Origin of the sequence: Adhaeribacter rhizoryzae (assembly GCF_008629685.1) — a bacterium.
Lineage (GTDB): Bacteria > Bacteroidota > Bacteroidia > Cytophagales > Hymenobacteraceae > Adhaeribacter > Adhaeribacter rhizoryzae.
Window position 1 is genome coordinate 51,298 of the sequence record NZ_VWSF01000019.1, and the last position, 23,406, is coordinate 74,703.

The 23,406-nt window shown below is 46.7% G+C and carries 20 protein-coding genes and 1 pseudogene; 16 read left to right on the forward strand and 5 right to left on the reverse strand.

Annotation, left to right across the window (positions count from 1 at the left end; genetic code table 11):
• The 4 genes from F0145_RS19695 to F0145_RS27045 all read right to left on the reverse strand — a co-directional run bounded on the left by F0145_RS19695 (position 1) and on the right by F0145_RS27045 (position 6,881).
• Positions 1 to 621, reverse strand: coding sequence for a hypothetical protein (locus tag F0145_RS19695; RefSeq protein WP_150091175.1), 621 nt, complete (start codon positions 619 to 621; stop codon positions 1 to 3).
• Between the two features lie 179 nt (positions 622 to 800).
• Positions 801 to 2,048 carry an efflux RND transporter periplasmic adaptor subunit gene (locus F0145_RS19700; protein ID WP_150091177.1) on the reverse strand — a complete coding sequence of 416 codons (1,248 nt, stop codon included), beginning with the start codon at positions 2,046 to 2,048 and terminating at the stop codon, positions 801 to 803.
• 2 nt (positions 2,049 to 2,050) lie between these two features.
• Entirely contained in the window at positions 2,051 to 6,445 is a 4,395-nt protein-coding gene (locus F0145_RS19705) for a CusA/CzcA family heavy metal efflux RND transporter (protein ID WP_150091179.1), read from the reverse strand.
• A 124-nt stretch (positions 6,446 to 6,569) separates the two neighbouring features.
• Positions 6,570 to 6,881, reverse strand: a complete 312-nt coding sequence (locus F0145_RS27045) for a DUF6660 family protein (RefSeq protein ID WP_394349597.1) — start codon at positions 6,879 to 6,881, stop codon at positions 6,570 to 6,572.
• 1,281 nt (positions 6,882 to 8,162) lie between these two features.
• Between F0145_RS27045 and F0145_RS19710 the strand changes: the two genes are divergently transcribed.
• A complete protein-coding gene (locus tag F0145_RS19710) occupies positions 8,163 to 8,636 on the forward strand; it encodes a hypothetical protein (protein ID WP_150091181.1) in 474 nt (157 codons plus the stop codon).
• Positions 8,637 to 8,738: 102 nt separating this feature from the next.
• Here the strand turns inward: F0145_RS19710 and rpe are convergent, their stop codons facing one another.
• Positions 8,739 to 9,392 carry a ribulose-phosphate 3-epimerase gene (gene rpe, locus F0145_RS19715; protein WP_150091183.1) on the reverse strand — a complete coding sequence of 218 codons (654 nt, stop codon included), beginning with the start codon at positions 9,390 to 9,392 and terminating at the stop codon, positions 8,739 to 8,741.
• An 86-nt stretch (positions 9,393 to 9,478) separates the two neighbouring features.
• On the opposite strand from rpe, the gene F0145_RS19720 reads away from it, so the two are divergent.
• From F0145_RS19720 to F0145_RS26690, 15 genes and pseudogenes are all read left to right on the forward strand, one after another.
• Complete coding sequence (locus F0145_RS19720) at positions 9,479 to 10,108, forward strand: DUF305 domain-containing protein (protein ID WP_150091185.1); 630 nt, start codon at positions 9,479 to 9,481, stop codon at positions 10,106 to 10,108.
• 310 nt (positions 10,109 to 10,418) lie between these two features.
• Positions 10,419 to 11,651, forward strand: a complete 1,233-nt coding sequence (locus F0145_RS19725; RefSeq protein WP_150091187.1) for a di-heme oxidoredictase family protein — start codon at positions 10,419 to 10,421, stop codon at positions 11,649 to 11,651.
• A 2-nt stretch (positions 11,652 to 11,653) separates the two neighbouring features.
• Positions 11,654 to 12,091 (forward strand): QcrA and Rieske domain-containing protein, encoded by a 438-nt coding sequence (locus F0145_RS19730; RefSeq protein WP_150091189.1) that lies wholly within the window; start codon positions 11,654 to 11,656, stop codon positions 12,089 to 12,091.
• The gene (locus F0145_RS19735) at positions 12,088 to 13,323 is read left to right on the forward strand and encodes a hypothetical protein (protein ID WP_150091191.1); all 1,236 of its coding nucleotides are present in this window, start codon (positions 12,088 to 12,090) and stop codon (positions 13,321 to 13,323) included. Before F0145_RS19730 ends, F0145_RS19735 begins: the two co-directional genes overlap by 4 nt.
• 255 nt (positions 13,324 to 13,578) lie before the next feature.
• On the forward strand, positions 13,579 to 13,965 hold the full coding sequence (locus tag F0145_RS19740; protein WP_150091193.1) for an ArsR/SmtB family transcription factor: 387 nt from the start codon (positions 13,579 to 13,581) through the stop codon (positions 13,963 to 13,965).
• 3 nt (positions 13,966 to 13,968) lie between these two features.
• Positions 13,969 to 14,577, forward strand: a complete 609-nt coding sequence (gene merTP, locus F0145_RS19745; protein ID WP_150091195.1) for a mercuric transport protein MerTP — start codon at positions 13,969 to 13,971, stop codon at positions 14,575 to 14,577.
• The gene (locus F0145_RS26685) at positions 14,577 to 14,783 is read left to right on the forward strand and encodes a GDCCVxC domain-containing (seleno)protein (RefSeq protein WP_150091197.1); all 207 of its coding nucleotides are present in this window, start codon (positions 14,577 to 14,579) and stop codon (positions 14,781 to 14,783) included. Before merTP ends, F0145_RS26685 begins: the two co-directional genes overlap by 1 nt.
• Before the next feature lie 206 nt (positions 14,784 to 14,989).
• Positions 14,990 to 15,508 carry a hypothetical protein gene (locus F0145_RS19755; protein ID WP_150091199.1) on the forward strand — a complete coding sequence of 173 codons (519 nt, stop codon included), beginning with the start codon at positions 14,990 to 14,992 and terminating at the stop codon, positions 15,506 to 15,508.
• Between the two features lie 63 nt (positions 15,509 to 15,571).
• The gene (locus F0145_RS19760) at positions 15,572 to 15,904 is read left to right on the forward strand and encodes an ArsR/SmtB family transcription factor (RefSeq protein ID WP_150091201.1); all 333 of its coding nucleotides are present in this window, start codon (positions 15,572 to 15,574) and stop codon (positions 15,902 to 15,904) included.
• A 37-nt stretch (positions 15,905 to 15,941) separates the two neighbouring features.
• Entirely contained in the window at positions 15,942 to 16,514 is a 573-nt protein-coding gene (locus tag F0145_RS19765) for a DUF6428 family protein (protein ID WP_150091203.1), read from the forward strand.
• A gap of 77 nt (positions 16,515 to 16,591) precedes the next feature.
• Positions 16,592 to 17,371: a metallophosphoesterase family protein gene (locus tag F0145_RS19770; protein ID WP_150091205.1), complete on the forward strand. Its 780-nt coding sequence runs from the start codon at positions 16,592 to 16,594 to the stop codon at positions 17,369 to 17,371.
• A gap of 26 nt (positions 17,372 to 17,397) precedes the next feature.
• Positions 17,398 to 18,399 (forward strand): ACR3 family arsenite efflux transporter, encoded by a 1,002-nt coding sequence (gene arsB / locus F0145_RS19775; RefSeq protein WP_150091208.1) that lies wholly within the window; start codon positions 17,398 to 17,400, stop codon positions 18,397 to 18,399.
• A 713-nt stretch (positions 18,400 to 19,112) separates the two neighbouring features.
• Positions 19,113 to 19,508, forward strand: coding sequence for a hypothetical protein (locus tag F0145_RS19780; RefSeq protein ID WP_150091210.1), 396 nt, complete (start codon positions 19,113 to 19,115; stop codon positions 19,506 to 19,508).
• A 356-nt stretch (positions 19,509 to 19,864) separates the two neighbouring features.
• Positions 19,865 to 20,140, forward strand: a complete 276-nt coding sequence (locus F0145_RS19785) for a heavy metal-binding domain-containing protein (protein ID WP_150091212.1) — start codon at positions 19,865 to 19,867, stop codon at positions 20,138 to 20,140.
• Between the two features lie 55 nt (positions 20,141 to 20,195).
• Positions 20,196 to 23,405, forward strand: a pseudogene (locus F0145_RS26690) (efflux RND transporter permease subunit).
• The last annotated feature ends 1 nt before the right edge of the window (position 23,406 follow it).

Sequence of the window (23,406 nt, forward strand, 5' to 3'; positions counted from 1 at the left end):
CTAATGTTGGTAAAAAGTAAAAAGGCCCAGAAGGATGAGGACCAAGCCAGTAATTTTCTTATGATGCTGCTCCAAAAAGTTAAAATTGAATTGCGCCATCCCTTTATAGGCCAACGCAACTAACAGCACCAGGCTGGAAATGGTAACGGTGAAATAAACCAGGGCCACGGCAGCGATGCCCTGCCATCCGTGCGCGCCAGCCGTTATGAAATAAGTGTCAATTTCCAAACAGGGAGAGAACAACATCGCCAGGCATAAGGTGAAAATGATAGCCGGTTTAGATTTTTGTTTTAACTGCTTCAGCCCCGGAAAGGTCTGCTGTTCTACCTGCTTCAGGTCCAATACCACATACACGCAGCCCATCAAAATAAGAATGACCGGCGCCAGTGTTGTCGTAAAGAATTGGTGACTTTCAGATAACTTATAGCCTATTACCCCAAGGCTAACCCCGATGATAATCGTACTGAGCACATGGAAGAAACCAGTGAGCGCTGTGATGCCTAATAACTCCCGGCGGCTCCAGTTTTCGGCCCGGGAAATCACTAAAATGGGCAACCAATGGTTGGGGATAACCGCGTGAATCAGACTTAATAGCAAACTTCCGATGATTAAATGGCCCATTTTGCTCTTTTTGGATGATTTACTTTAACCTTACTTTCTCTTAAAATTATTTAATATCTTACATTTCCAGACCTTGGTTTACCGGCCAAGGCATCCTTGGCCGGTAAATTGATTGCCATGATTCCACCTACAGGAAAGCTCTGATGAGGCAATGGCTTAACCCAGTAGCCAACTACTTACTATTCATGATGTCCGCCTTCACCCTTATTGGCTTGGGCAGCTACATAATAGGCACCTTTCGTCACCAGTTGCGTGTCAGCCGGCAGCGGCTCCAATAATTTTACCTCGGTATATCCCGCATCGGAAACCCCGGTTTGTACCCCGATTTTTTGGAAGGTCCAATCCGGGGTTAGTTCTTCTTTGTGTTCCTCTTCGCCGGCCTCCGGCTTATCATGGGGTTTGGCCGAAGCAGCGGCCCGTTTGGCGGCAAAGACAAACTTTAAATCACCTTCTGTTATAATGGCTTCGTCGGGCAGGGCCGCCACCGCCGCCTCCGAAGTCAAGATGCGGCCGGTAACAAACATGCCGGGAAGCAGCGTGGCAACCTCATTGTCCTTGATTTCGGCATGAACTTCCACCGATTTGGTGTCATTTCTGAAAGCTTTGCCCACCGCAAAAATGGTGGCTTCGTATTCCTGGGCCGGGTTAGAAGTCAACGCAAATAAGACTTTCTGACCTATCTTCACCTGGGCAATATCTTTTTCAAACACCTGCAGGTCAATATGAATATGGTGGTTATCAACCACCTGAAATAGTTCCCGCGCTGGTTCCACCAAGGCACCGGTATTTACTTCAATCTGATGCACGTACCCGTGCATGGGCGATGCCACCGAAACAGCCCGCACCAGCGAACCTACTTTTACTTGGTTGGGCGAGATACCAAGCTGGCTTAACCGGCTGCCTAAGGAAGCGAGTTCTGCCTGCCGGGCCCGGTATTCGGCCTCCGCTAACTGATACTTTTTGGCCGCAATGACATTTTCCTGCAACAGTTCCTTCTGCCGCTGATAATCTAGCTGCGCGTAGTTGAGGGCGCTGCGGGCTTTTAAGTACTCTTCCTGCAATTGAATAATACTGGGATGCTCCAGGCTTACCAGTTTTTGACCTTTCTTCACAAACTGTCCCTGCGTCACAAAAATCTGCCGGACGATGCCTTCCGTTAAGCTGGAAATAGTGGCTTTATTCTGCGGCGGCAGATCGAGCATGCCATTGGCTTGGATCCCGCTTTTCAACGGCCGGTTTTCGATTGCGCCCAATTGAATGCCAACGGCATCCATTTGGGCTTGGGTAAGACCGATTGCTGCTTCGCTTTCGGTATGCGCTTCTTCGGTTTCCGCTGGGGCGGGCTTGGAGCCATTCTGGCAGGCGCTGATGCCCATCGTAAATACCAGCAGGAGGGCAGCGGTTATTATTTTTATATGCTTTAACATCGCTAATTATTTATTAAATGATACTCTAATTGAATGACCGCCTGGTTAAACTGGGACACCACCTCCAGGTATTGCAGCCGGATACGTTGGGCTTGCGCAATATTCTGAATGTATTCGGTATAAGGGGTTTCTCCCAACCGAAAGCCCTTGGTGGCATACTCAATAATTAAGCTAGCCTGGGGTAAAGCTTTTTCTTCGTAGTACCGGAGCGTTTGCTGGTGCCGGGCGTATTCCTGGCTGAGCCCTTGCAACTCGGTTTGCAGCAGTAGCCGCTGATTTTGGTATTGCGCGGCCGCCACCTGGGTTTGCAGCCGGGCCGCTTGCACCCGGGCCCGCTGCGCCCGGGAAACAATCGGAATGCCTACCCCCACTTCTACCGAGTGGAAGCGTTGCCCCGTTCCGTAATACTGTTCCGTACCCGTGATATTCTGAAAGCCCCGAATCGTTTGGCTCCTAACGCCAAGGGAAAAATCGGGCCATAGCTGGCTTCTTTCCACTTGGGTTTGGGCTTGGCTGACGGCCACCTGGTTTTTGTAAAAGGCCACTTCCGGATGGTTGCTGAGCCAGGTGGTATCGGTGGGCAGCGTTGAGGTTGCAGGCCTTAATTCCGGTTGAAAATTAACGGTGTCCGTGACAAAAAGCGACCGCAATAACCGCTGCCGGACAATGGCCACCTCGGCGCGAGCGGCAGTTAATTCCGTGCGGGCTTCCATGGCCTGCGCTTCGGCGGCAATTTTCTCTAAATAATTAGCTTCTCCGGTTTTAAAGCGCAGACCCGCTGCCCGTTCAAACTGCTGGGCTAAACTATCCTGGGCCACCAAGGTTTTTTCCCGTTGGGTTAAAACCGCCCATTCATTGAAAGCTAGTTTTACGTCCCGCACCACCGTCCGCCTGGTTTGCTGGAGCTGGAGTTCCGCCCCACTGACCTGCTGGGCCGCTAACCGGGACTGGCTCCGGTACACGCCCGGTAAGGAAAAGCTCTGGGATAAAGAAAGCGCATTGTCATTGGCCGCACTATTCATCTGGCCATAGGCCCCCGTTACCATGGTTTTTGGTAAGTCGAAACTGGTTCGACGTAAAGCCTGTTGCTGCTTTACCATTAAGGTGCCGGCGCGGACCGCGGGGCTGTTTTGCAGCGCCAAATCTACTGCCTGGTTCACGGTTATTGGGCTTCCAGCAGGAGACTGGCTTATTTGTGCCTGGGCCGGCAAGGCCAGACTACCAGCCAGGAGGGAAAACAGTACCAGAGCGACCTGCCCACCGGTGCCGGATAAGTTTTGGGGCTTTTTCATTTTCTCCACGTAACTATATAAAATAGGTAATAAAAATAGCGTCAGCAGGGTAGAAGTAATCAATCCCCCAATCACGACGGTGGCCAACGGCTTTTGCACTTCGGCCCCGGCCGAGTTAGAGAGGGCCATGGGCAGAAATCCTAAAGAGGCAACCGCCGCGGTCATGATGACGGGCCGCAGCCGTACTTTCGTGCCTTCCATAATGCGGGCGAAAGGGTCCGTTAAGCCTTCCTGCTTTAACTGGTTGAAGTACCCGATTAAAACAATTCCGTTTAAAACAGCCACCCCGAACAGGGCAATAAAGCCGATGCCGGCTGATATACTAAACGGCATTCCGCGCAACAGCAAGGCAAAGACGCCGCCTATGGCGGCCAGGGGTATAGCCGTGAAAATAAGCAGGCTTTGTTTAAACGAGTTGAAGGTCAAAAACAACAGAATTAAAATGATAGCCAGCGACAGGGGTACCGCCACCGAAAGCCGGGCTTTGGCCGCCTGTAAGTTTTCGAATTGCCCGCCGTAGGTAACGTAATACCCCACGGGTAATTTAAATTTAGTATCCAAAGTTGCTTGAATATCCTTTACCAGGTTCTCTACATCTCGCTCGCGGGCATTAATCCCAATGGTAATACGCCGCTTGGTATCATCCCGGGAGATTTGCATGGGGCCTTCTTCCAGCGTTACCTGCGCGACCTGGCGCAACGGTATTTGGGAACCGTTCGGAAGCGCAATAAGTAAGTCCTCTACATTGGCGATGTTCTGGCGACTGGCTTCATTTAACCGCACAACTAAATCAAATCGTCTCTCCTTTTCAAAAATGACCCCGGCTACGCCGCCCGCGAAGCCGGTACGTAAGGCCTGATTCACATCCTCTACGCTAACCCCCATCTGAGCCATCTGGGCCCGGTTATACTGCACCAGGATTTGCGGCAGGCCGGTAGTTTGTTCTACTTTTAAATCCCCCACTCCCGCAATAGGTCGAATCAGATTGGCGGCTTCCTCTGCCTTTTGCGCGAGAACCGCGAGGTCTTCGCCGTATATTTTCACGGCAATATCCTGTTTAACGCCCGTCATGAGCTCATTGCTTCTTAATTGAATGGGTTGGGAGAACTCGGCATTTAAGCCGGGTATCACGGATAAGGCTTCTTCCATTTTTTCCATCAGTCCTTCGCGGCTGTCTGCAGAGACCCATTCATCCCGGTCTTTTAAAATAACAGTCATATCAGCGGCCTCTATGGGCATGGGGTCGGTTGGTATTTCGGAGGACCCGATTTTACTGATGACCTCTTTTACTTCCGGGAATTGCTTCAGCAGGATTTTCTCCGCTTGCGAGAAGGTCTTAACACTTTGGGTTAAAGAGGAACCGGAGCTGATAGAGGATTCAATGGCAAAATCGCCTTCATCCAGGGTCGGAATAAACTCGCCGCCCATGCGGCTGAATAAAAAGAGCGTAATTAAAAATAAACCTAAGGTTAAAGCCAAAAGCAGCACTCTTAATTTCAAAGCCCGCTGTAACAATCTGGCGTAGATAGTTTCCAGCCGTCCCATCATTTTATCGGCGAAGCTGGGCTTGTGTTTCGTCTTTTTGCTTAGAAACAAAGCCGAGGCCATAGGGACATAGGTGAGTGATAAAATTAAGGCTCCCAGAATGGCAAATCCGACCGTTTGGGCCATGGGGCGGAACATTTTTCCTTCAATGCCCACCAGCGCCAGGATGGGCAGATACACAATAAGGATGATAATTTCTCCGAAAGCAGCGGATTGCCGGATTTTAACCGTGGCGTCCAAAACCACGTCATCCATTTGCCGCTGGTTTAAGCGATCTATACCCACAAACTGTTTATTCACGGCTATCCGATGCACGATACTCTCCACGATGATAACCGCGCCATCGACTATCAAGCCAAAGTCAATGGCCCCTAAACTCATTAAATTCCCGGATACGCCAAACAAGTGCATCATGGCAATAGCAAAAAGCATGGCTAAAGGAATGACGGAAGCTACTACCAGCCCGGCCCGTAAATTCCCTAATAGTATTACCAATACAAAAATAACGATGAGCCCGCCTTCTATCAGGTTTTTGCTTACCGTGCCAATGGCCCGGTCTACCAAGCGGGTACGGTCCAGGAACGGCTCCAATACCACGCCGGGCGGTAAGGTTTTCTGAATCGCCGCCACTTTCGCTTTTACGTTTTGGATAACCTGGGCGGAGTTCTCCCCTTTCAGCATGAGAACAATGCCACCCACCACTTCACCCTCGCCGTTGCGGGTGAGGGCACCGTACCGGACGGCACTGCCTTCTTCCACGGTGGCGACATCCCGGATTAATAAAGGCAACCCTTCGGTATTTTTGATGATGATTTGTTCTATATCGTCGAAATTTTTAAGTAACCCCAAACCCCGGATAAAGTAAGCATTCGGACCTTTTTCAATAAAAGCGCCGCCGGTATTTTGGTTATTTTGCTCCAGGGCCCGGAAAATATCCGCGAGGGTCAAATCAAAAGCCCGCAGTTTATTCGGATCCACGGATACCTGGTATTGTTTCAGGATACCGCCAAAGCTGCTGACTTCTGCTACGCCGGGCGTTCCGGCTAACTGGCGTTTAACAATCCAGTCCTGAATCGTGCGGAGTTCGGTAGGGGTATATTTTTTGGGTGAATCAGGAGTGGTATGCAGTACATACTGGTAAATTTCCCCTAATCCGGTGGACACCGGGCCCATTTCGGGAGAGCCCAAGCCATCAGGGATTTGTTCCTGGGCACTTTGTAGTTTTTCCCCTACAATTTGCCGGGCCAGGTAAATGTCCACGTTGTCTTCGAAGACCACCGTTACCACCGACAAACCAAAGCGGGAAATAGACCGGATTTCTACCAGGTTGGGCACGTTGGCCATTTCCATCTCAATGGGGAAAGTGATAAACTGTTCTACTTCCTGCGCCGCCAGTGTGGGAGAAGTGGTAATAACTTGAACCTGGTTATTGGTAATATCCGGAACGGCATCAATGGGAAGCCGGCTGAGAGAGAAAAGCCCCCAGATTACCAGCGCGAGCGTGAATATCCCGATGATAAGCTTATTCCGGATGGAAAAAGCTATTATATTGTCAATCATGAAATTTTTAAATTTAAACCTGTAAAATGGTGCTTGGGCACAGAATAAAATCCAGGCACGTTGGCTTGGGATTGCCAGCTCATAGGTGGTAATCCAAGACTAAATAGAAAAAAGACAGGAAGGTTTAAACTCTAGGCGGTTGCCAGATACTATCAGAATATTGGGAAAAACCGGGCTGGTAAGAAAAATTGGTTTTCGTAAGCTCCGGAATATGAATAGCTATTTCTGAAGCCGGTTGATGAGGAACTACTGAAATAACGGAACAGCAGTTACAGACGCAAAGGGGAGAGCAAATATCACTCTGTACGGGTTCATGGTCAGACTCTGCATGGAAAGCCGTGATTATTTTACCAGAAACGCCAACGTTCTCATCGCTACACGGCGAACACGCCATGTATACCATCAAACACGTTAATATCCAGGTTAACCACTTCATGAACGCAAAAATAATAAACTTTAAGCTAAAAACTTAAAAAATAAATGTAATCAGGAATAGGAACTTAAACTGGCAACTTCCGAATAAAGTTACAACCCGAATTATTTTTCCCTTTTCAATTTAAACGGGCCGCGTGGAATAAAGTAAAATCCTAAACCTCCTAAACAAGCTAACAACTAAAATAATTTCTTTAAACTTCTATTTAACATGGTTGTGAAGAAAATGCGCAAACTTGGCATATACACCTAAACCCAGGATAAAGGCAAAAAGCACCAAAAGCACTATTTTCAGAATCTTTTTAAAGGTGCTTCTCTTTTTTATACTTCTCTTAAAGTTACCTCCTTTTTGTAGGCGATATCTAAGTGGATTATTAAAATAAGGCTTTTTCATGTGGTTGTATGGTCAGTATCAAAGGCACCTAAAAAGAATTTTTTGCAAAGTATTTAGAAATCCGATTCGGAGCATTACCAAGATTTTAATGATGGGAAATTGCCAATTCGCAAAATCTGGCTGCTGTCAAGGACGATAAACGCAGCCTAGAGCGGGAGCCAGGGGGTTGTTTTTTTAGCTGTCCATAAACTAAAAGCCTCTCCGCTGCCACTTTGTTCGGCTTGCCTCTTCCTTAATTTATAATAAGAGGGGCTATTATATAAGGGGAGCTTTCTATTTTCATTTCAAAGATTTTAAAATTGACCGGATATCAAAATCACCGTATATTAAAAACTGATATACGCGCATCTCTTAAGTAATGAAAGGATACTTATTTAAATTGCTTATTCTTTCGATTGGTATTTGCTACTTACTAGCTTTTTTAGAGGTAAGGATAAGCGATTACAGCAAAACTTATGGAGATGAATATGATACCTATTTCATTGAAGACGTTGGTGAAAAAATTGCGATAACGATAAGCAAAGGCCCAACTTTTACGCCTTACCTGCCAGTATTCCTAGCTTTAGCATTCCTTTATTTTTCCTGGACTAATAAGCATCTGATTTGCCGCATACTTTTTTCCCCTCCACCCAAGAAACTTCATCTTCAATATTCAGTTTTTATAATTTAGATTACAACCCAGCCATTCTGGTAGCATTCACCTACCAATATGCCCCACCTTTGCCCTAAAGGGTGTCTACCGCTATTTTAATATCTGTAATCTAAATTTTTCTGACCTATATGTTCTCCTGCTTTTTTAAATTTTCCTTGGTTCTTCGTTATTTGCTGGTATTCTTTTTTGAGATGTCATCGGGCATTTCCTATGGCCAAATTCAGCTATTGGCACCATTCATGGACAGTGATTCTAATAGAGCAGTTTGCCCGGTTACGCAAAAACCTGGCTGCCCGGCCGCCGGATTTTTTATTTCTCAATCGGACTGGCTGGCGGGAAAAGCTTCGTTTGTTGCCTGCTTAAAACAACCGGGAAACAGAATGGGCCATCCTTCCCCCTTTGCCATGCGTACCATCAGGCTAATTACCCCAGATGGTGAATTCATTTTTCACCCGGGTGACATTTACGGTTACTTCTGCAATGGAAAGCTTTACCAATTCTTTGGGGGAGAGTATTACACCGTCCGGAAAATAATATCAAATCAAATTCTCTATTCGGCTCAACTACAGGACGAACCCGGCAAGGCACCTGGGGTTTACTACTATAGCCGTAACTGGACCAGTCCATTGCATAAATTATCCCGCCGGAATATCCGGAAAGAGTTTTCGAACTTAAACCTAGAACAAAATCACTTTAAAACCCGGCATAATTAAAAGTGTTTTTTCCTAAATTAGGTTAACAAAGTTGCCTTAAAATGGCACTTTGAAATAATAGATGCAGCGAAAGGCCTTAAATATGTTTCAGCAATAAGCGAATCATAGCTCCTTTAAATGCCTGATGGCCTCCTGGGGATTACCAGAGTCAAAAATGCTACTACCTACTACAACGGCATCTGCTCCGGCTCTTACAACTTCTCCACCATTGGTTTTATTAATTCCGCCGTCAACCTCAATCAGCGCGGCACACTTTTTTGTTTTTATCAGCGCTTTTACCTGGCGTATTTTATCAAGTGTTTGAAGAATGAATCTTTGTCCACCAAACCCAGGGTTCACTGACATTAGACAAACCATGTCCAACTCTTGGATGATGTATTCGAGACAGTCAATAGGGGTATGCGGATTCAAGGCCACACCGGCTTTACAACCCAGTTCCTTAATCTGCTGGACTTCGCGGTGCAGATGCAGACATGCTTCGGCATGAACAGTGATTTGTTGAATCTGAAAGCGCGCGAACGTTTCCAGATAGCGTTCCGGTTGCACTATCATTAAGTGTAGTTCAACCGGCTTGCTGGTATACTGCTGAATCGCCTTCAGGATAGGCATCCCAAAGGAAAGATTGGGGACAAATAAACCATCCATTATATCCACGTGCAACCAATCGGCCGCACTCTTATTAATAATAGTTAAAGTATTACCCAGGAATGCAAAGTCAGTGGACAGAATGGAGGGAGCAACTAAGGTCTTTTTCATAATCGCGTTACAGGTTTTAAATGGAGAAGGCGGGAATATGCGTAATACGATTTTTATGCCGTTATAAGATTTATTTGGAGTAAGTCATGAAACCTTATCGCTATAAATTACTACCGGTATCCTTCGTTCTTTTAGGTATTGCTGGCTGCCGGGAGGAAACCCACCAACAGCGAGACCAGCGTTCGCGAACAGAGCCTCATTACCATGCAGCGGAACAAGCACCACTGCTACCAGCCGATACCTTGAACACCTTTCCTCCGGAGCAGAAGCTGGAACCAAGCCATTCGGACCATGATTTTCTTCATGCCATGGTATACCAGCACCAGGTAGCCATGAATTTGGCGCAGGAAGAAATAAATAATGGCCAAAGCAAAAAGTTAACCCACCTGGCAAAACAGATTTACGCGGAACATCAAAAAGAAAAGGATTTTTTAGAAGGGGTGGCCAAACAACTGGATAAAAAAGACAGAAAAGAACAGGGGCATCCCATGTTGCACCGGGAGTTAAACCGGGCCCTTCAAGAAATGAACCAGAAAATGAGCCTAGAAAAAAATAATAATCCGGATAACAAATTTAAGTCTATGATTATTATCCATCACCAAGCTTCCATTGCCATTGCCCAGGCTTATATTACTGTTGGGGGAAACAAGGATTTACTGGAATACGCCCAACGGCTGATTGTTGAACATCAGGAAGAAATAACAGCCCTGGAATAATATTATCTCTATGGTTGAGAAACTTCAATCATACAGCCAGAGATAGGCTACCATTTTAGCTGCAAATTAGCAGCTACTTCTTAATAGCCAGCATAATGCTGTTTGATTCCATTCTCAATAAAATTAATCTCTTGTAGACAATTAAATCTTTCATACAAAACCCGGATTGATGTCTGGGTTTTGTATTTATTGCTTAAGCTCAGAATAAAGGCAATAATCCATATGTTTTTACTGTTTTTAGGTTTGTCTAAATATTTTATTTGGTTAATTAATAAATTTAATTAGATTTACTTAATAATTGCCTGTGCTTATGGATAAAACACGTTTACTCGCTATGGCTTTAAGCCTGGGTTTGTTTTTAGCGGTAGTGGCTTGTGAATCTTTGTTTCCGGATAACATAGAACCGGAAAAATTGCTTGGTGAGCCTATCCTGGAGCTGACACCGGAGCAACAGCAAAGCCATGCCAAAGGCGATACGGAGTTTGGGCGGGTATTCGGGGTGGTGGATGGTTTAGGCCCTATTTTCGTCTCCACTTCTTGTGAAAGTTGTCATATAGGGGACGGCAAAGGCCATCCCAGCACTTCCCTAACCCGGTTTAACCGGCAGGACGGCTTGGATTTTGACCCTATGATTTCCGTCGGGGCCTCCCAGCTTCAGCATCGGGCTATTACGGGGTATACTCCGGAAACCCTGCCCACCGATATCAAGGGTTCCACCCGGTTAACGCCGCCAGCCGTCGGGGGATTAGGGTACCTGGCCGCCGTGTCTGATGCGGATATCCTGGCCATGGCGGACCCGCATGATTTAAATGGCGATGGGATCTCGGGCGTACCCAATTATTTCCCAGCTCCAGATTTCTTTGAACCGGAGAAATTCCACCTCCCGGATGCTGCGGGCCGTTATATCGGTCGATTCGGCAAGAAGGCTGGCGCCATTGATTTACTGCAACAGGTAGCCAATGCTTACCTATTGGATATGGGCATTACTTCGGAATTCCTGAGAACAGACTTGTATAATGAACAATTAGGCAATCACACCGGCGATAATATCCCCGATCCGGAAGTGCCGGGCAGTGTGGTGCGGAACGTGGTTTTATATATGCGAACCTTGAAAGTGCCGCCCCGCCGGAATGCCCGGCAACCGGAAGTGCTGGCCGGTGAGCAGCTGTTTATCCAGCTTGGATGTGCCAAATGCCATGTGCCTACCTTAAAAACCGGGTTGTCTGATATTGCGGCCCTGAGCATTCAGACCTTTCATCCTTACACGGATTTACTCCTCCACGACATGGGGCCGGCGCTGGATGATAACTATACCGAAGGTTCCGCCCGCACCAGTGAATGGCGAACGGCACCCCTCTGGGGCCTGGGCTTAGCAGCAGAGGCACAAGGAAGACAAGTTTTCTATCTCCATGATGGCCGGGCCAGAACGCTGCCAGAGGCCATTCAGTATCACGGCGGGGAAGCTGCTAATAGTAGGATTAAGTTCACCGCCCTACCGACTCCTAACCAAAAAGAATTGCTGTCCTTTTTACAATCCCTTTGAATATGGAACGTGATGAATTTCTAAGAAAATGCAGCCTGGTATGCCTTTCCGGGCTTAGCATTAGCTTTTTGCTGCCAGGTTGTTCCCCGGCTTATTATATCCCTTTTGTCGTGGAAGGTAACCGGGTAAAAGTCAGAAAAGCGGATTTTGTAGAAGTGAAAAAAGAGGAGCTCCTGGAACATAATTGGGTATTGGTGAAAACGGAACGGTACGAAGAGCCCATTTATCTGCGCAAACTGGAAAATAATGCCTATTCCGCTGTTTTGCTGCATTGTCAGCATAAAGGATGTGAAGTAAATCCGGCCGCTGATATCCTGCATTGTCCCTGCCATGGAAGTGAATATACGATTACCGGTAAAGTGATTCAGGGGCCATCGGAAAGGGATTTACAACAGTTTATGGTTCAGGCGGACGGTGACTACTTATATATCCAGCTATGAAGGAAATACTACTGGCCGGTTATAAATGGCTGCTTCTTGGCTTGCTTTTGATGGGCGGATTTCCCGGCCTGGCCCAGATTGATTCTGCCTGGTCCCGGATAGCAACCGACACCTCGCAAAACAAGGTAGTACAGGATGCCATTTATAACCGGCCCTTTATCCAGCTGGGTAAAACAACAACGGCGGTAGGCGGATATTTAGAAGGTAACACCAATTACTTTGTCACCGATGGCATCAGTGAAGGTTATTCGATGGAGCTGCGGCGCTTTAATATTTTCCTGTATTCCACCATTGCCCGGCGCATTAAATTTTTATCGGAATTGGAGTTTGAGCATGGCACAAAAGAAATCGGCTTGGAAACGGCGCAGCTTGATTTTGAAATCAATCCAGCCTTCAACCTGCGAATGGGAATTCTGGTGGTACCCATCGGAGCCTTCAACCAGAATCATGATAGCCCGAAATGGGAATTTATAGAACGGCCGCTGGTGACCACCAACCTGATACCCAGCACCCTTTCGGAAGTTGGATTTGGTATCCATGGGAAGGTATATGCGCCGCAAAAAGTCTTTACCTATGATGTCTACCTGGTAAATGGCTTGCAGGACGGTTTAATTTTAAATGCGGAAGGCCGGACCTCGCTGCCGGCCGGCAAAGACCCCAGTATGTTTGGCCAGGACAACAATGGCCGCCCCATGCTATCCGCTAAATTGGCTTTCCGGCACCGGAAACTGGGGGAAGTAGGTATATCCTACTACGGCGGCGCTTACAACGCCTATAAAATAGACGGCATGCCGGTAACCTCGAAAAAGAACCTGGCCCTCTATGCCCTGGATTTTAATACGACCCTGGGCCGGGCCGTGGTGAACGGGGAGTTTGCGCATGCACGCTTGCAATTACCACCGGCTTTAGGTCCGGCTTTTGGCAACCGGCAGACAGGGGGATACCTGGAGGTGGTATATACGGTTTTGCAAAAGACGCTATTGGATTACCCAAAGACCGCCCTGAATGCTAATTTAAGAATAGAGATGGTGGATTATAACGTGGGCCGGCTGAGTGAAACCGGGACCAGAAGACATGATGATATCCGGGCCATTGTGCCGGGTCTCAGTATCCGGCCTTCGGCTAATACGGTTATCCGGGCCAATTACCGCTATCATTGGACGCGTGACCTGCTGGGTAACCCACCTGCCAGGACGGGCGGATTTCAAGTAGGATTTGCATCTTATTTTTAAGTTTCAATGGGATTATTTATTTAGGATAATTTAGGTTACATCCAACGATGCCAATTAAGGTAATGTAACCTTTCGTCCTTTGGCCAAGATAAAAATCAAGTAAAAATAAGCCTAGAACCGCATGACTTGGGTTGACTGAAAGGTTTTGCCCTGAATAATCTTAAAGTCGTTTTCGTTTCAAGCCTCCTGAACTTATATATTTAAGAATTTGCTTAAATACTTAATTGCTATTACTTTTGCAGGAAAGAAGTACTGATGGAAGAAGAAAATGCCTGTTTAAGGGTCTTTGCCGATAAAGAACATCTTAACCATTGTTCCAATAAGTTAGAAGCAGCAAAGGAAACGATTCAGGACCTAAGCGAAGTGCTTAGTTTGGCCGGCAGTGAAACCAGGCTCAAGTTGCTTTATCTGCTGGAGCAGGAAGGGGAATTGTGCGTGTGTGACCTAAGTGATGTGCTTGGCATGACTATGCCAGCCGTATCCCAACAACTGCGCAAACTAAAGGATGGTAACATCATCCAGAGCAAAAAAGTGGGCCAAACCATCTTTTACGCGCTTAAGCCAGAACATCTGGCGGCAATCAGGCCTCTTTTTCAATATATCAGCGATAAAACAGCTAAACGTTTAGAAAAGGTAATTTAGCGTATGGCATCCAAAAGATTGATTGGTGGCGGAATAGTGGCCTCGGTGTTGGCTTCTCTTTGCTGCATTACACCCCTGATGGCTTTGTTAGCCGGCACCAGTGGCTTGGCCTCCTCTTTTGGGTGGCTCGATGCCTACCGGCCATACTTGATTGGCTTAACCGTAGCGTTGCTGGGTTATGCCTGGTACCAAAAATTAAGACAGGAAAAACAAAAGGCCTGTAATTGTGAAACAGAAACCAACCCTTCTTTTATGCAAACTAAATCCTTTCTAACCTTAGTAACTGCGGTAGCATTTTTAATGCTCGCTTTCCCGAACTACGCAAAAGTATTCTATCCGGCCGCCAAAACCCAAGTGAGCCAAGGGGTAGTTCAGGATAAAGCCAAAACCCAAACCGTAGAATATAAAATAAGTGGCATGACCTGTGATGCCTGCACGTTGCACGTCGCCAATGAAGTAAACAAGGTAGCCGGTATTTTGAATTTAAAGGTTTCCTATGCTAATGGCAATGCCCTGGTAGCCTTTGATAAATCAAAGACTAATATCCAAGCCGTACAGAAAGCCATTCAGGCGACGGGCTATAAAGTCACGGCAACTAATATCCAAAAATAATGGAAATACTGACTTCTTCCATTATTACCTGTCCGAAATGCGGCTACCAGAAAGAAGAAGAAATGCCGACGGATGCTTGTCAGTACTTTTATGAGTGCGAGCATTGTAAGACTGTGTTAAAGCCGCAGCCAGGCGATTGTTGTGTGTTTTGCAGTTATGGCACCCGAAAGTGTCCCCCCATCCAGCAAAATCTAAAATGTTGTTAGGACAAAAAAAGCCAGACTTCTAAAAACTGGCTTTTTTATTCCTGTTTTTATTAGGTGATTTAGTAATGCATCGTTTCTGACTTTATTTCCCCTTTTGTGCCGGATTCAGTAGAGAAGTAATTGTTCGTTCTACCAGCAATGCCCCCGAATCATATACCTGCTCATGTTATTTAAGAATAACCAGGATAAGAAAAAAAGCTGTAGTAATGGATAACGAGGTAACTTTTATTTTCGGAGTTCCGGTGCCGTCTGACAACAAACTCTTTTTAGCAATTATTGTCATTCATATAGTTTTGGGGCTTATCTGCATCATCAGCGGCATGGTTGCCATGCTTAGCCAAAAGACTACCAAAATCCATGCGACCGCCGGAAAAACCTACTACTGGGGCATGACGGTTTTATTTATTACGGTCGTAATTACCTCTCTCATGCGTTGGCCTTTTAACACGCATTTACTGATTGTTGGAACCGTTGCCTATGCTTTAACTTTTGTTGGGCAAAGAGTAGCCAAAAGCCATAGACCTAATTGGACCCGCTTACACACGGTAAGTATGGGGCTTTCTTTTGTATTGCTGTTAACAGGTTTTTATGTTGACAATGGTAAGAATTTACCCTTTTGGAATCAATTTCCCCAACTATTTTTTTGGCTTTTTCCTGCTGCTATAGGGATACCCATCATTGTTTATGTCTTTTATAGACATCCGCTTAATAAAAGAAAAATCTAGATAAAATTAGTCTAAGTAAAACATTAATCGTAGCATTGCGATATAATAATAAAAGATTAAAAGATGGGCGTTACCAAAACACAGAATTTTACCCAGGAGCAGAACCAGGTAGCAACTTATGCCAAAGCGCTGGCCCATCCGGCCCGGGTGGCCATTCTGCAGTACCTGCTTAAAAAGCAAACCTGTATCTGCGGCGACCTGGTTGAAGAGCTACCCCTGGCCCAGGCTACAGTATCACAACATTTAAAAGAATTAAAGGCCATTGGGTTGATTAAAGGCACCGTAGAAGGCACCAGCGTGTGTTATTGTATTGACCAGCACAAGTGGGAAGAAGTACGGGATGTCCTTCTTAATTTGTTCTCCAGCCCGATAGCCTGTCAGGATAGTTGTTGTTAAAATTTTTTGAATTTATTAATCGTAAAAATGCAATATTATGAATAAGACAGATTTTATAAACTGGCAATCTTTCAAAGAGGAGTTGCTGAAAAATCCGGAATTGCACCTACAATTCCAATATGCCGAAGGTAAGCTGGTAGATGCTTCTTACCACATCACCGAAATAAAACAGGCCCCAATTGTATCGGTAGACTGCGGTGGCGTTATGAATACCTGGACCGAAATCATTGTACAGCTGTGGGAGCCGCAGCAGCGGGATAGTGGCCGGGAAATGAAGGTAAGCAAAGCCTTATCCATTATTGCGGTGGTAGAAAAGATGTTACCTCTGAATCCACTGGGAAGGGTAAAGATTGAATTTGGCAATTCCCAGTTCGATACCCGCCAGCTGTACCCCGGTGAATTTACCGTTTCCGGCGATACCCTGGTGGTTAACCTGAGTCCGGACTTTGTGCAATGCAAAGCCATTGAACGCGGTGGCAGCTGCGGCACCAACGACAAAGGCGAAGAATGCTGCACGCCGGCGGCAGAAATTAAGCCGGAAAAAATGAAAATAGAATTGGTAAGCCTGGGAGCGGCTAACAGTTGTGCGCCCGGCTCCGGCTGCTGCTAAAATCAGAAGGGGTAAGCTGCCATAAACTGGGTTATTCCTTCTTTCCAATTTAACTCTTACTATGAAAAAATAATTTTATGAGAATTGCCCTTTTTAGTGACATCCACGCCAATCTACCCGCTTTGGAAGCTGTGCTGGCCGATATGGATAAAAAAAACCTGGATGCCGTGTATTGTTTAGGTGACCTAGTGGGTTATGCCACCTGGCCCAACGAAGTAGTAGCCGAAATCCGGAAAAGAAGAATACCGACTATTGCCGGTAATTACGACGAAGGCGTCGGGCTGGCCAGCCCCAACTGTGGCTGTGCTTATAAAACCGATACGGAGAAATCTTTAGGGCAACAGTCCATTGATTACACCAACCGTATTGTCACAGAAGAAACCCGCGGGTATCTGCGCATGCTGCCCCGTCATATCCGGTTAACCTTTATGGATAATTCCGAAGAAGCGAATAAAATGGAGTTGCTGTTAGTGCATGGCAGCCCGCGCAAAATAAATGAGTACTTGTTTGAGGACCGGCCGGAGAAAAGCTTTCTGCGGATGATGGAAGAGGTCCAGGCCGACCTGCTGTTTTTTGGTCACACGCATAAGCCTTACCACCGGGCCATGCCTTACGAGCACGAAGGGCAAACCCGTTACCGCCACGCCATCAACATTGGCTCAGTGGGTAAACCCAAAGACGGCGACCCTCGCAGCTGCTATGTGATTGTAGCGTTAACGTCCGATAGTAAACTAACTAACCCGGATAGCATTAAAGTGGACTTTGTGCGGGTACCTTACGATGTAGAGAAAGCCGCCCAGGCGGTAGAAGCCAGCCCGCTGCCCAGCGAATTTGCCCAAATGCTGCGCACGGCTTAAACAACCCATTATTTAATCATCAGAAAATGAGTCAGTGTACCGTAGATAAAAGAAAGAAGCTTTCCCGTTTAGACCAGTTTTTAACCCTCTGGATATTCCTGGCCATGGCCATCGGTGTATTCATCGGCTATGTTTATCCGGAAGTAGAAGTGGTCATTAATACTTTTCAGGCCGGCACCGTAAATGTGCCGATTGCCATTGGGTTAATCCTGATGATGTACCCGCCATTGGCCAAGGTTAGATACGCGCAGTTAGGCCGGGTCTTCCAGAATGTCAAGGTTATTACCTTATCCCTGGTGCTAAACTGGCTAATTGGCCCGCTGCTGATGTTCTTTCTGGCCATTATTTTCCTGCGGGATTATCCGGAGTACATGGTAGGCATTATTTTAATTGGCCTGGCCCGCTGCATTGCCATGGTGCTGGTCTGGAATGAGTTGGCCGAAGGGGACCGGGAGTATGCCGCTGGTCTGGTAGCTTTTAACAGTATCTTTCAGGTGTTGTTTTATAGCCTGTTTGCTTACATTTTTATTACCGTGCTGCCGACCTGGTTTGGCCTGGAAGGCAAAATAGTGGATATCAGCATGGGGGCTATTGCCGAAAGTGTCGGTATTTACTTAGGTATCCCGTTCCTGATGGGTTTCCTGTCCAGTCTTATTTTGCGCCGGCTGAAAGGTGACGAGTGGTACCAGAAAGTTTTCATTCCGGCTATTAGCCCTATTACCTTGATAGCCTTGCTGTTTACCATTGTGGTCATGTTCAGCTTAAAAGGCAATTTAATCGTGCGTATTCCCCTGGATGTAATCCGGATTGCTGTGCCGTTGGTCATTTACTTTGCCATCATGTTTGTGGTGAGCATTTATATGGGTAAAGCCCTGGGTGCTAATTATGCGCAGAATGCATCGGTTGCTTTTACGGCTACGGGTAACAACTTTGAGTTAGCGATTGCAGTGGCCATTGGTGTTTTCGGCTTAAACTCCGGGCAGGCATTTGCCGGCGTGGTGGGCCCCCTGATTGAGGTGCCGGCCTAAATTGGCCTGGTTAACCTGGCGTATTGGTTCCGTAAGAAATATTATGGCTCGGATGCCTATGCTGAACCAATCCCCCAAAGCAGTTAAATAATTATAGGTACTAAAAATAGCACCTCAGATAGGTGAGGATCTGAGGTGCACGTATACCGGTAAGCAGCTTAGTCTCCTGCTTTCGGTAGGAGCCTGTTCTTTCGAGCAGGTCTAATTAAGTAAGGCTCCGGTCAAGTACTCCAGCAGAGATAAGATAAAAAAAGGAAATAGTTAGTTACAAAAGGGAAGAAAATATAACAAAAGTTAGAAATTAGCGCTTGTTTAAAATCTTATGTTTGTACGGAGTCTGCCAAGGTTTTTTTCTCCCTTTTGTAAAGTTGCTTTAGAATCTAGCTAAAACAGAAATAACTAATTACTATAAGTTAGAAGACCAGAAAACTGGGTGAGGAATAAGATTCCTTGTTTGACAGGGGTATGATAAACCCGCGCTGCACGACAATCCCCTCGGTTTCTTTACCTTAGACCGTTCATCCCTTGGTAATATCTATAAAGCCTATTTAGTAAGAGTATTATTTTTTTGACCAATTTATATAACATTTAACCAAAATTGTATAACACCTAACTGTAAAAACATCCTTAGTTTTGTAAGTTGAATTAAAGTTCGACAACTTCTGTTATAGCTAATATTATTTTAACAGCTAATAAATTTTAAATCTCGCCAGATGAAGGCAATGCAAAAATTTATTCACCTGAGCTTAGTAGCAGCCATCCTATTGGCTTCTATGGGCTTTCGTGTGACTATAGCGCATTGCTCTGGAGAAGAGGGCGGTTCCATTAGCCTGTTTGCCGACCCAAGCTGTTGCTGCGGCAAAGCGGCTAAAAGCCCCCGGAAATCCTGCCAGGATATGACTTGTGTCATGCAGCGGGGCGTAGCTTCACCAATCAACTTTAATTCCGCTACCCAGCAGGCAGCCAAGTTCGCCAAAGAACCGGTGACTTATCCCAGCTTTACCGCAAGCATCCGGCCGGCCATCCTGGAAACACTTCCGCATTTTACTTTGCCACCGCCCATGTCCGGCAGGTCTATCGGCATTTTACATCAAACCTTTATCATTTAGTTTACCCTTCTTTTTTTAGAAGAGACTGCCAACCTGTTCCCCTGGGGTAGCCTTCTAAAACGTAAATCCAGTTCAAATAAAATTGCCTGTAAAGGTTAGCTTCCTTAGCCCTTGTAGCTTATAGCTTAACTTGTAGCTTAAGCGGCAAGTGTAACCTTTCCTGTACTTTGTTTCCTTAGCCTACGGCTAAGCAGGCCTCGTTGAATCCGGATTTTACGAAATCTTCCCCTTCATTTTAAATCGTTTAATATTAGTTCAGACGCATCAGGCGGCCTGTATTATAGTCTTTTCAATGGCCTTGCTGGACCTAGCAGGAGAGCATAGCTATTTAACCATTTTTAAAATTATTCATCAATATGAAAGCGCTTATCTTAAATATTGGCTTGTCCCTTTTTGGTTTAACTTTTTTTACGGCCTGTAACAGCAGCGGAACAGATCAAAATGCCACGGAGCAAACCGAAACCAAACAAGAGGTGGCCGGCATTACCTACACCTGCCCCATGCACCCGGAAGTTACCAGCACTGAACCGGGGAAGTGCCCTAAATGCGGCATGAACCTGGAAGAAGTTACCGCCGGTATCCAGACGGATTCCGCTGCCGCCCACCAGCACGAAGCAGGCGAACAATATTAATTTTTTATTTACTCCTCCCGGTCTCCAAGGCCGGGAGGGCAATCTCCTATAGACCATGATAGGTAAACTAATTTCATTTTCTCTGCGCAACCGCATGATTGTGCTGCTCATCGCAGCCGGTCTGTTTGGTTGGGGGGTCTACTCCGTGAGTACCAATAAAGTAGATGCCATTCCGGATTTATCGGAAAACCAGGTAATCGTTTTTACCGAGTGGATGGGTCGCAGCCCGCAAATTATCGAAGACCAGGTGACCTACCCGCTGGTGACGAACCTGCAGGGAATGCCCCAGGTGAAGTATGTGCGGGGCGTGTCCATGTTCGGTATGAGTTTTATTTATGTCATTTTTGAAGACCAAACTGATATTTACTGGGCGCGGGAACGGGTGCTGGAACGCCTAAATTATGCGAACCGCTTACTGCCCGAAGGAGCGGTGCCCACTTTAGGCCCGGATGGAACTGGTGTGGGGCATATCTTGTGGTACACCCTCGATGCACCCGGCATGGATTTGGGTGAGCAGCGGGCTATCCAGGATTGGTACGTAAAATTCTCGCTCCAGAACGTAGCCGGCGTGAGTGAAATTGCTTCTTTCGGCGGCTTTCAGAAACAGTACCAGGTTACCCTGGACCCTAATAAATTATCTTATTTTAACTTATCGGTACCCCAGGTAATGACCGCCGTGCGGGCCAACAATAACGAGAGTGGGGGCCGCAAATTTGAGATGAGTGATATCGGGTACATTATTAAAACAACCGGCTACCTCCAATCCACCGAAGAAATAGAGAATATTCCCATCACCACCCAGAATACCATTCCGGTCCGGATAGGGGATATTGCCACCGTGCAAATGACCGGGGAAAGCCGATTAGGCATTTTTGATTTAAACGGGGAAGGCGAAGCCGTGGGCGGCATTGTGGTGATGCGCTACGGTGAAAATGCGGCCGAAGTAATCGAAAAGGTGAAAGCCAAAATGCAGGAAGTTTCGGCTGGTTTACCCAAAGGGGTAAAATTTAATATTGTTTACGACCGCAGTGGTCTGATAAATGATTCGGTTAACTCGGTCAAGACTACGCTCATTGAAGAGATGGTAGTAGCCTCCTTAATCGTATTCATCTTTCTTTTTCACTGGCGGAGCGCTTTAATCATCATTATTCAGCTCCCGCTTTCCGTGGCTATTGGCTTCATCTTGTTAAATACCTTCGGCATTTCCTCCAACATTATGTCGCTGACCGGAATAGCGCTGTCTATTGGGGTGATTGTGGATGATGCCATTGTGATGGTGGAGAATGCTTACCGGCACTTAGCCGATGCGCAGCATGACGAGAAATCATTTTTATAAGAAATGGCGTGGCTCATTCAACCTTAAACCATGAAATTATCTAAATCCAAAAGAATTAAAATAATTGAAAAAGCTACGAAGCAGGTTGGTCCCAGCGTGTTTTGGAGTACCATTATTATTATTACCTCTTTCCTGCCGGTTTTTCTACTCACCGGCCAGGAAGGAAGATTATTCAGCCCGTTGGCCTGGACCAAAACCTTTATTCTGATCGTCGATGCTTTCGTGGCCATTACGGTTACCCCGGTGCTGCTGTCCTTATTGTTAAAAGGTAATTTTAAGCCCGAGAGCAGCAATCCCATTAACCGGGGGTTGGAGCGGATCTATGGTCCTATTTTACGCTGGTGCCTTAAATGGCGGAAGACTACTATTGGCATCAATATCCTGGCTTTACTCATCGCCATCCCCATGCTGTTCCGCTTAGGGTCGGAATTTATGCCGCCGTTGGATGAAAGCTCTATTTTGTTTATGCCCGTCACGCTGCCGGACATTTCCAATGCCGAGGCTAAGCGCATTTTGCAGGTGCAGGACAAGATTATTAAATCCATGCCCGAAGTAGACCAGGTGTTGGGCAAGGCCGGCCGGGCCAGTACGGCTACCGATAACTCACCCATCAGCATGATTGAAACCATTATTTTGCTGAAACCGGAAGCCCAGTGGCGCGAGGGCATGACCAAAGCCAAAATTATCGCGGAACTGGACCAAAAACTCCAGATTCCGGGGGTAATTAACGGCTGGACCCAGCCCATTATTAACCGCATCAACATGCTGGCCACCGGTATCCGCACGGACGTGGGGGTAAAGGTTTATGGCCAAAACCTGGATTCTATTGCCCTGGTTTCGGAGCAGGTGCGCAATAACTTACAGAATATTCCGGGCATCAAAGATTTATACATTGAACCGGTTACGGGGGGCAAATACCTGGAAATCCAACCCCGGCGTGATGAGCTCGGCCGCTACGGGCTTTCGGTAAATGATGTGAATGCCGTTGTGGAATCGGCCTTGGGCGGGCTCCCGATAGGGAATACGGTGGAAGGGCGGCAACGCTTTTCCATTAACCTGCGCCTGGCCCAGGAGTACCGCAACAGCCTGGACCGCATCCGGCGCATTCCCCTGCAGACCGGTTCGGCGGGCACTGTTCCGCTTTCGGCGGTAGCCGATGTGCGGTTTGTGGATGGCCCGCCCATGATTGCTTCGGAGAATGCCCAGCTGCGGGGTGCTGTTTTGTTTAATGTGCGTGACCGGGATTTAGGCAGCACCGTCCAGGAAGCCATTCAAAAGTTAAACGGCGAGTTAACCAATTTGCCCAATGGTTACCGGCTGGAATGGAGCGGGCAGTGGGAGAACCAGATACGAGCCAATCAAACGCTCAAATTTATTATCCCTTTGGTCCTGATCATCATTTTCCTGATTCTGTACTTCTCCTTTAATTCTTTTAAGGAGGCCCTGCTGAATATAATAACCATTCCTTTTGCCTTAATCGGCGGGGTGTTTATTGTGTATTTCTACGGCATTAACCTGTCGGTAGCGGTGGCGGTGGGCTTTATTGCCTTGTTTGGACTGGCGGTAGAAACGGCTATGGTGATGGTGGTATACCTGAACGAAGCCATGAACCAGCTGGTAGCGGAAAAGGGTAATTCGAGCGAGACCATTACCAAGCAGGACATCCGGGATTATGTTTTCATGGGGGCCGTTAAGCGCCTGCGCCCCAAAATCATGACGGTTTCGGTTTCGCTGTTTGGTTTAATTCCGGTGCTGTGGGCCACCGGAGTGGGCACGGATGTGATGCTGCCCATTGTGCTGCCCCTGATAGGCGGGGTGTTTACCTCCTCCATTCATATTCTGCTGGTGACTCCGGTGGTGTTTGAAATGACAAAAGAATACGAATTAAAGAAACACGGTAAAATGGAGATTTACGATGTTAACCACTAGA

What these genes read in the sequence shown, in the direction of transcription:
- F0145_RS19695 (WP_150091175.1), bottom strand. Translation starts at nt 621, where the DNA reads ATGGGCCATTTAATCATCGGAAGTTTGCTATTAAGTCTGATTCACGCG.
- F0145_RS19700 (WP_150091177.1), bottom strand. Translation starts at nt 2,048, where the DNA reads ATGTTAAAGCATATAAAAATAATAACCGCTGCCCTCCTGCTGGTATTT.
- F0145_RS19705 (WP_150091179.1), bottom strand. Translation starts at nt 6,445, where the DNA reads ATGATTGACAATATAATAGCTTTTTCCATCCGGAATAAGCTTATCATC.
- F0145_RS27045 (WP_394349597.1), bottom strand. Translation starts at nt 6,881, where the DNA reads ATGAAGTGGTTAACCTGGATATTAACGTGTTTGATGGTATACATGGCG.
- F0145_RS19710 (WP_150091181.1), top strand. Translation starts at nt 8,163, where the DNA reads ATGGACAGTGATTCTAATAGAGCAGTTTGCCCGGTTACGCAAAAACCT.
- rpe (WP_150091183.1), bottom strand. Translation starts at nt 9,392, where the DNA reads ATGAAAAAGACCTTAGTTGCTCCCTCCATTCTGTCCACTGACTTTGCA.
- F0145_RS19720 (WP_150091185.1), top strand. Translation starts at nt 9,479, where the DNA reads ATGAAACCTTATCGCTATAAATTACTACCGGTATCCTTCGTTCTTTTA.
- F0145_RS19725 (WP_150091187.1), top strand. Translation starts at nt 10,419, where the DNA reads ATGGATAAAACACGTTTACTCGCTATGGCTTTAAGCCTGGGTTTGTTT.
- F0145_RS19730 (WP_150091189.1), top strand. Translation starts at nt 11,654, where the DNA reads ATGGAACGTGATGAATTTCTAAGAAAATGCAGCCTGGTATGCCTTTCC.
- F0145_RS19735 (WP_150091191.1), top strand. Translation starts at nt 12,088, where the DNA reads ATGAAGGAAATACTACTGGCCGGTTATAAATGGCTGCTTCTTGGCTTG.
- F0145_RS19740 (WP_150091193.1), top strand. Translation starts at nt 13,579, where the DNA reads ATGGAAGAAGAAAATGCCTGTTTAAGGGTCTTTGCCGATAAAGAACAT.
- merTP (WP_150091195.1), top strand. Translation starts at nt 13,969, where the DNA reads ATGGCATCCAAAAGATTGATTGGTGGCGGAATAGTGGCCTCGGTGTTG.
- F0145_RS26685 (WP_150091197.1), top strand. Translation starts at nt 14,577, where the DNA reads ATGGAAATACTGACTTCTTCCATTATTACCTGTCCGAAATGCGGCTAC.
- F0145_RS19755 (WP_150091199.1), top strand. Translation starts at nt 14,990, where the DNA reads ATGGATAACGAGGTAACTTTTATTTTCGGAGTTCCGGTGCCGTCTGAC.
- F0145_RS19760 (WP_150091201.1), top strand. Translation starts at nt 15,572, where the DNA reads ATGGGCGTTACCAAAACACAGAATTTTACCCAGGAGCAGAACCAGGTA.
- F0145_RS19765 (WP_150091203.1), top strand. Translation starts at nt 15,942, where the DNA reads ATGAATAAGACAGATTTTATAAACTGGCAATCTTTCAAAGAGGAGTTG.
- F0145_RS19770 (WP_150091205.1), top strand. Translation starts at nt 16,592, where the DNA reads ATGAGAATTGCCCTTTTTAGTGACATCCACGCCAATCTACCCGCTTTG.
- arsB (WP_150091208.1), top strand. Translation starts at nt 17,398, where the DNA reads ATGAGTCAGTGTACCGTAGATAAAAGAAAGAAGCTTTCCCGTTTAGAC.
- F0145_RS19780 (WP_150091210.1), top strand. Translation starts at nt 19,113, where the DNA reads ATGAAGGCAATGCAAAAATTTATTCACCTGAGCTTAGTAGCAGCCATC.
- F0145_RS19785 (WP_150091212.1), top strand. Translation starts at nt 19,865, where the DNA reads ATGAAAGCGCTTATCTTAAATATTGGCTTGTCCCTTTTTGGTTTAACT.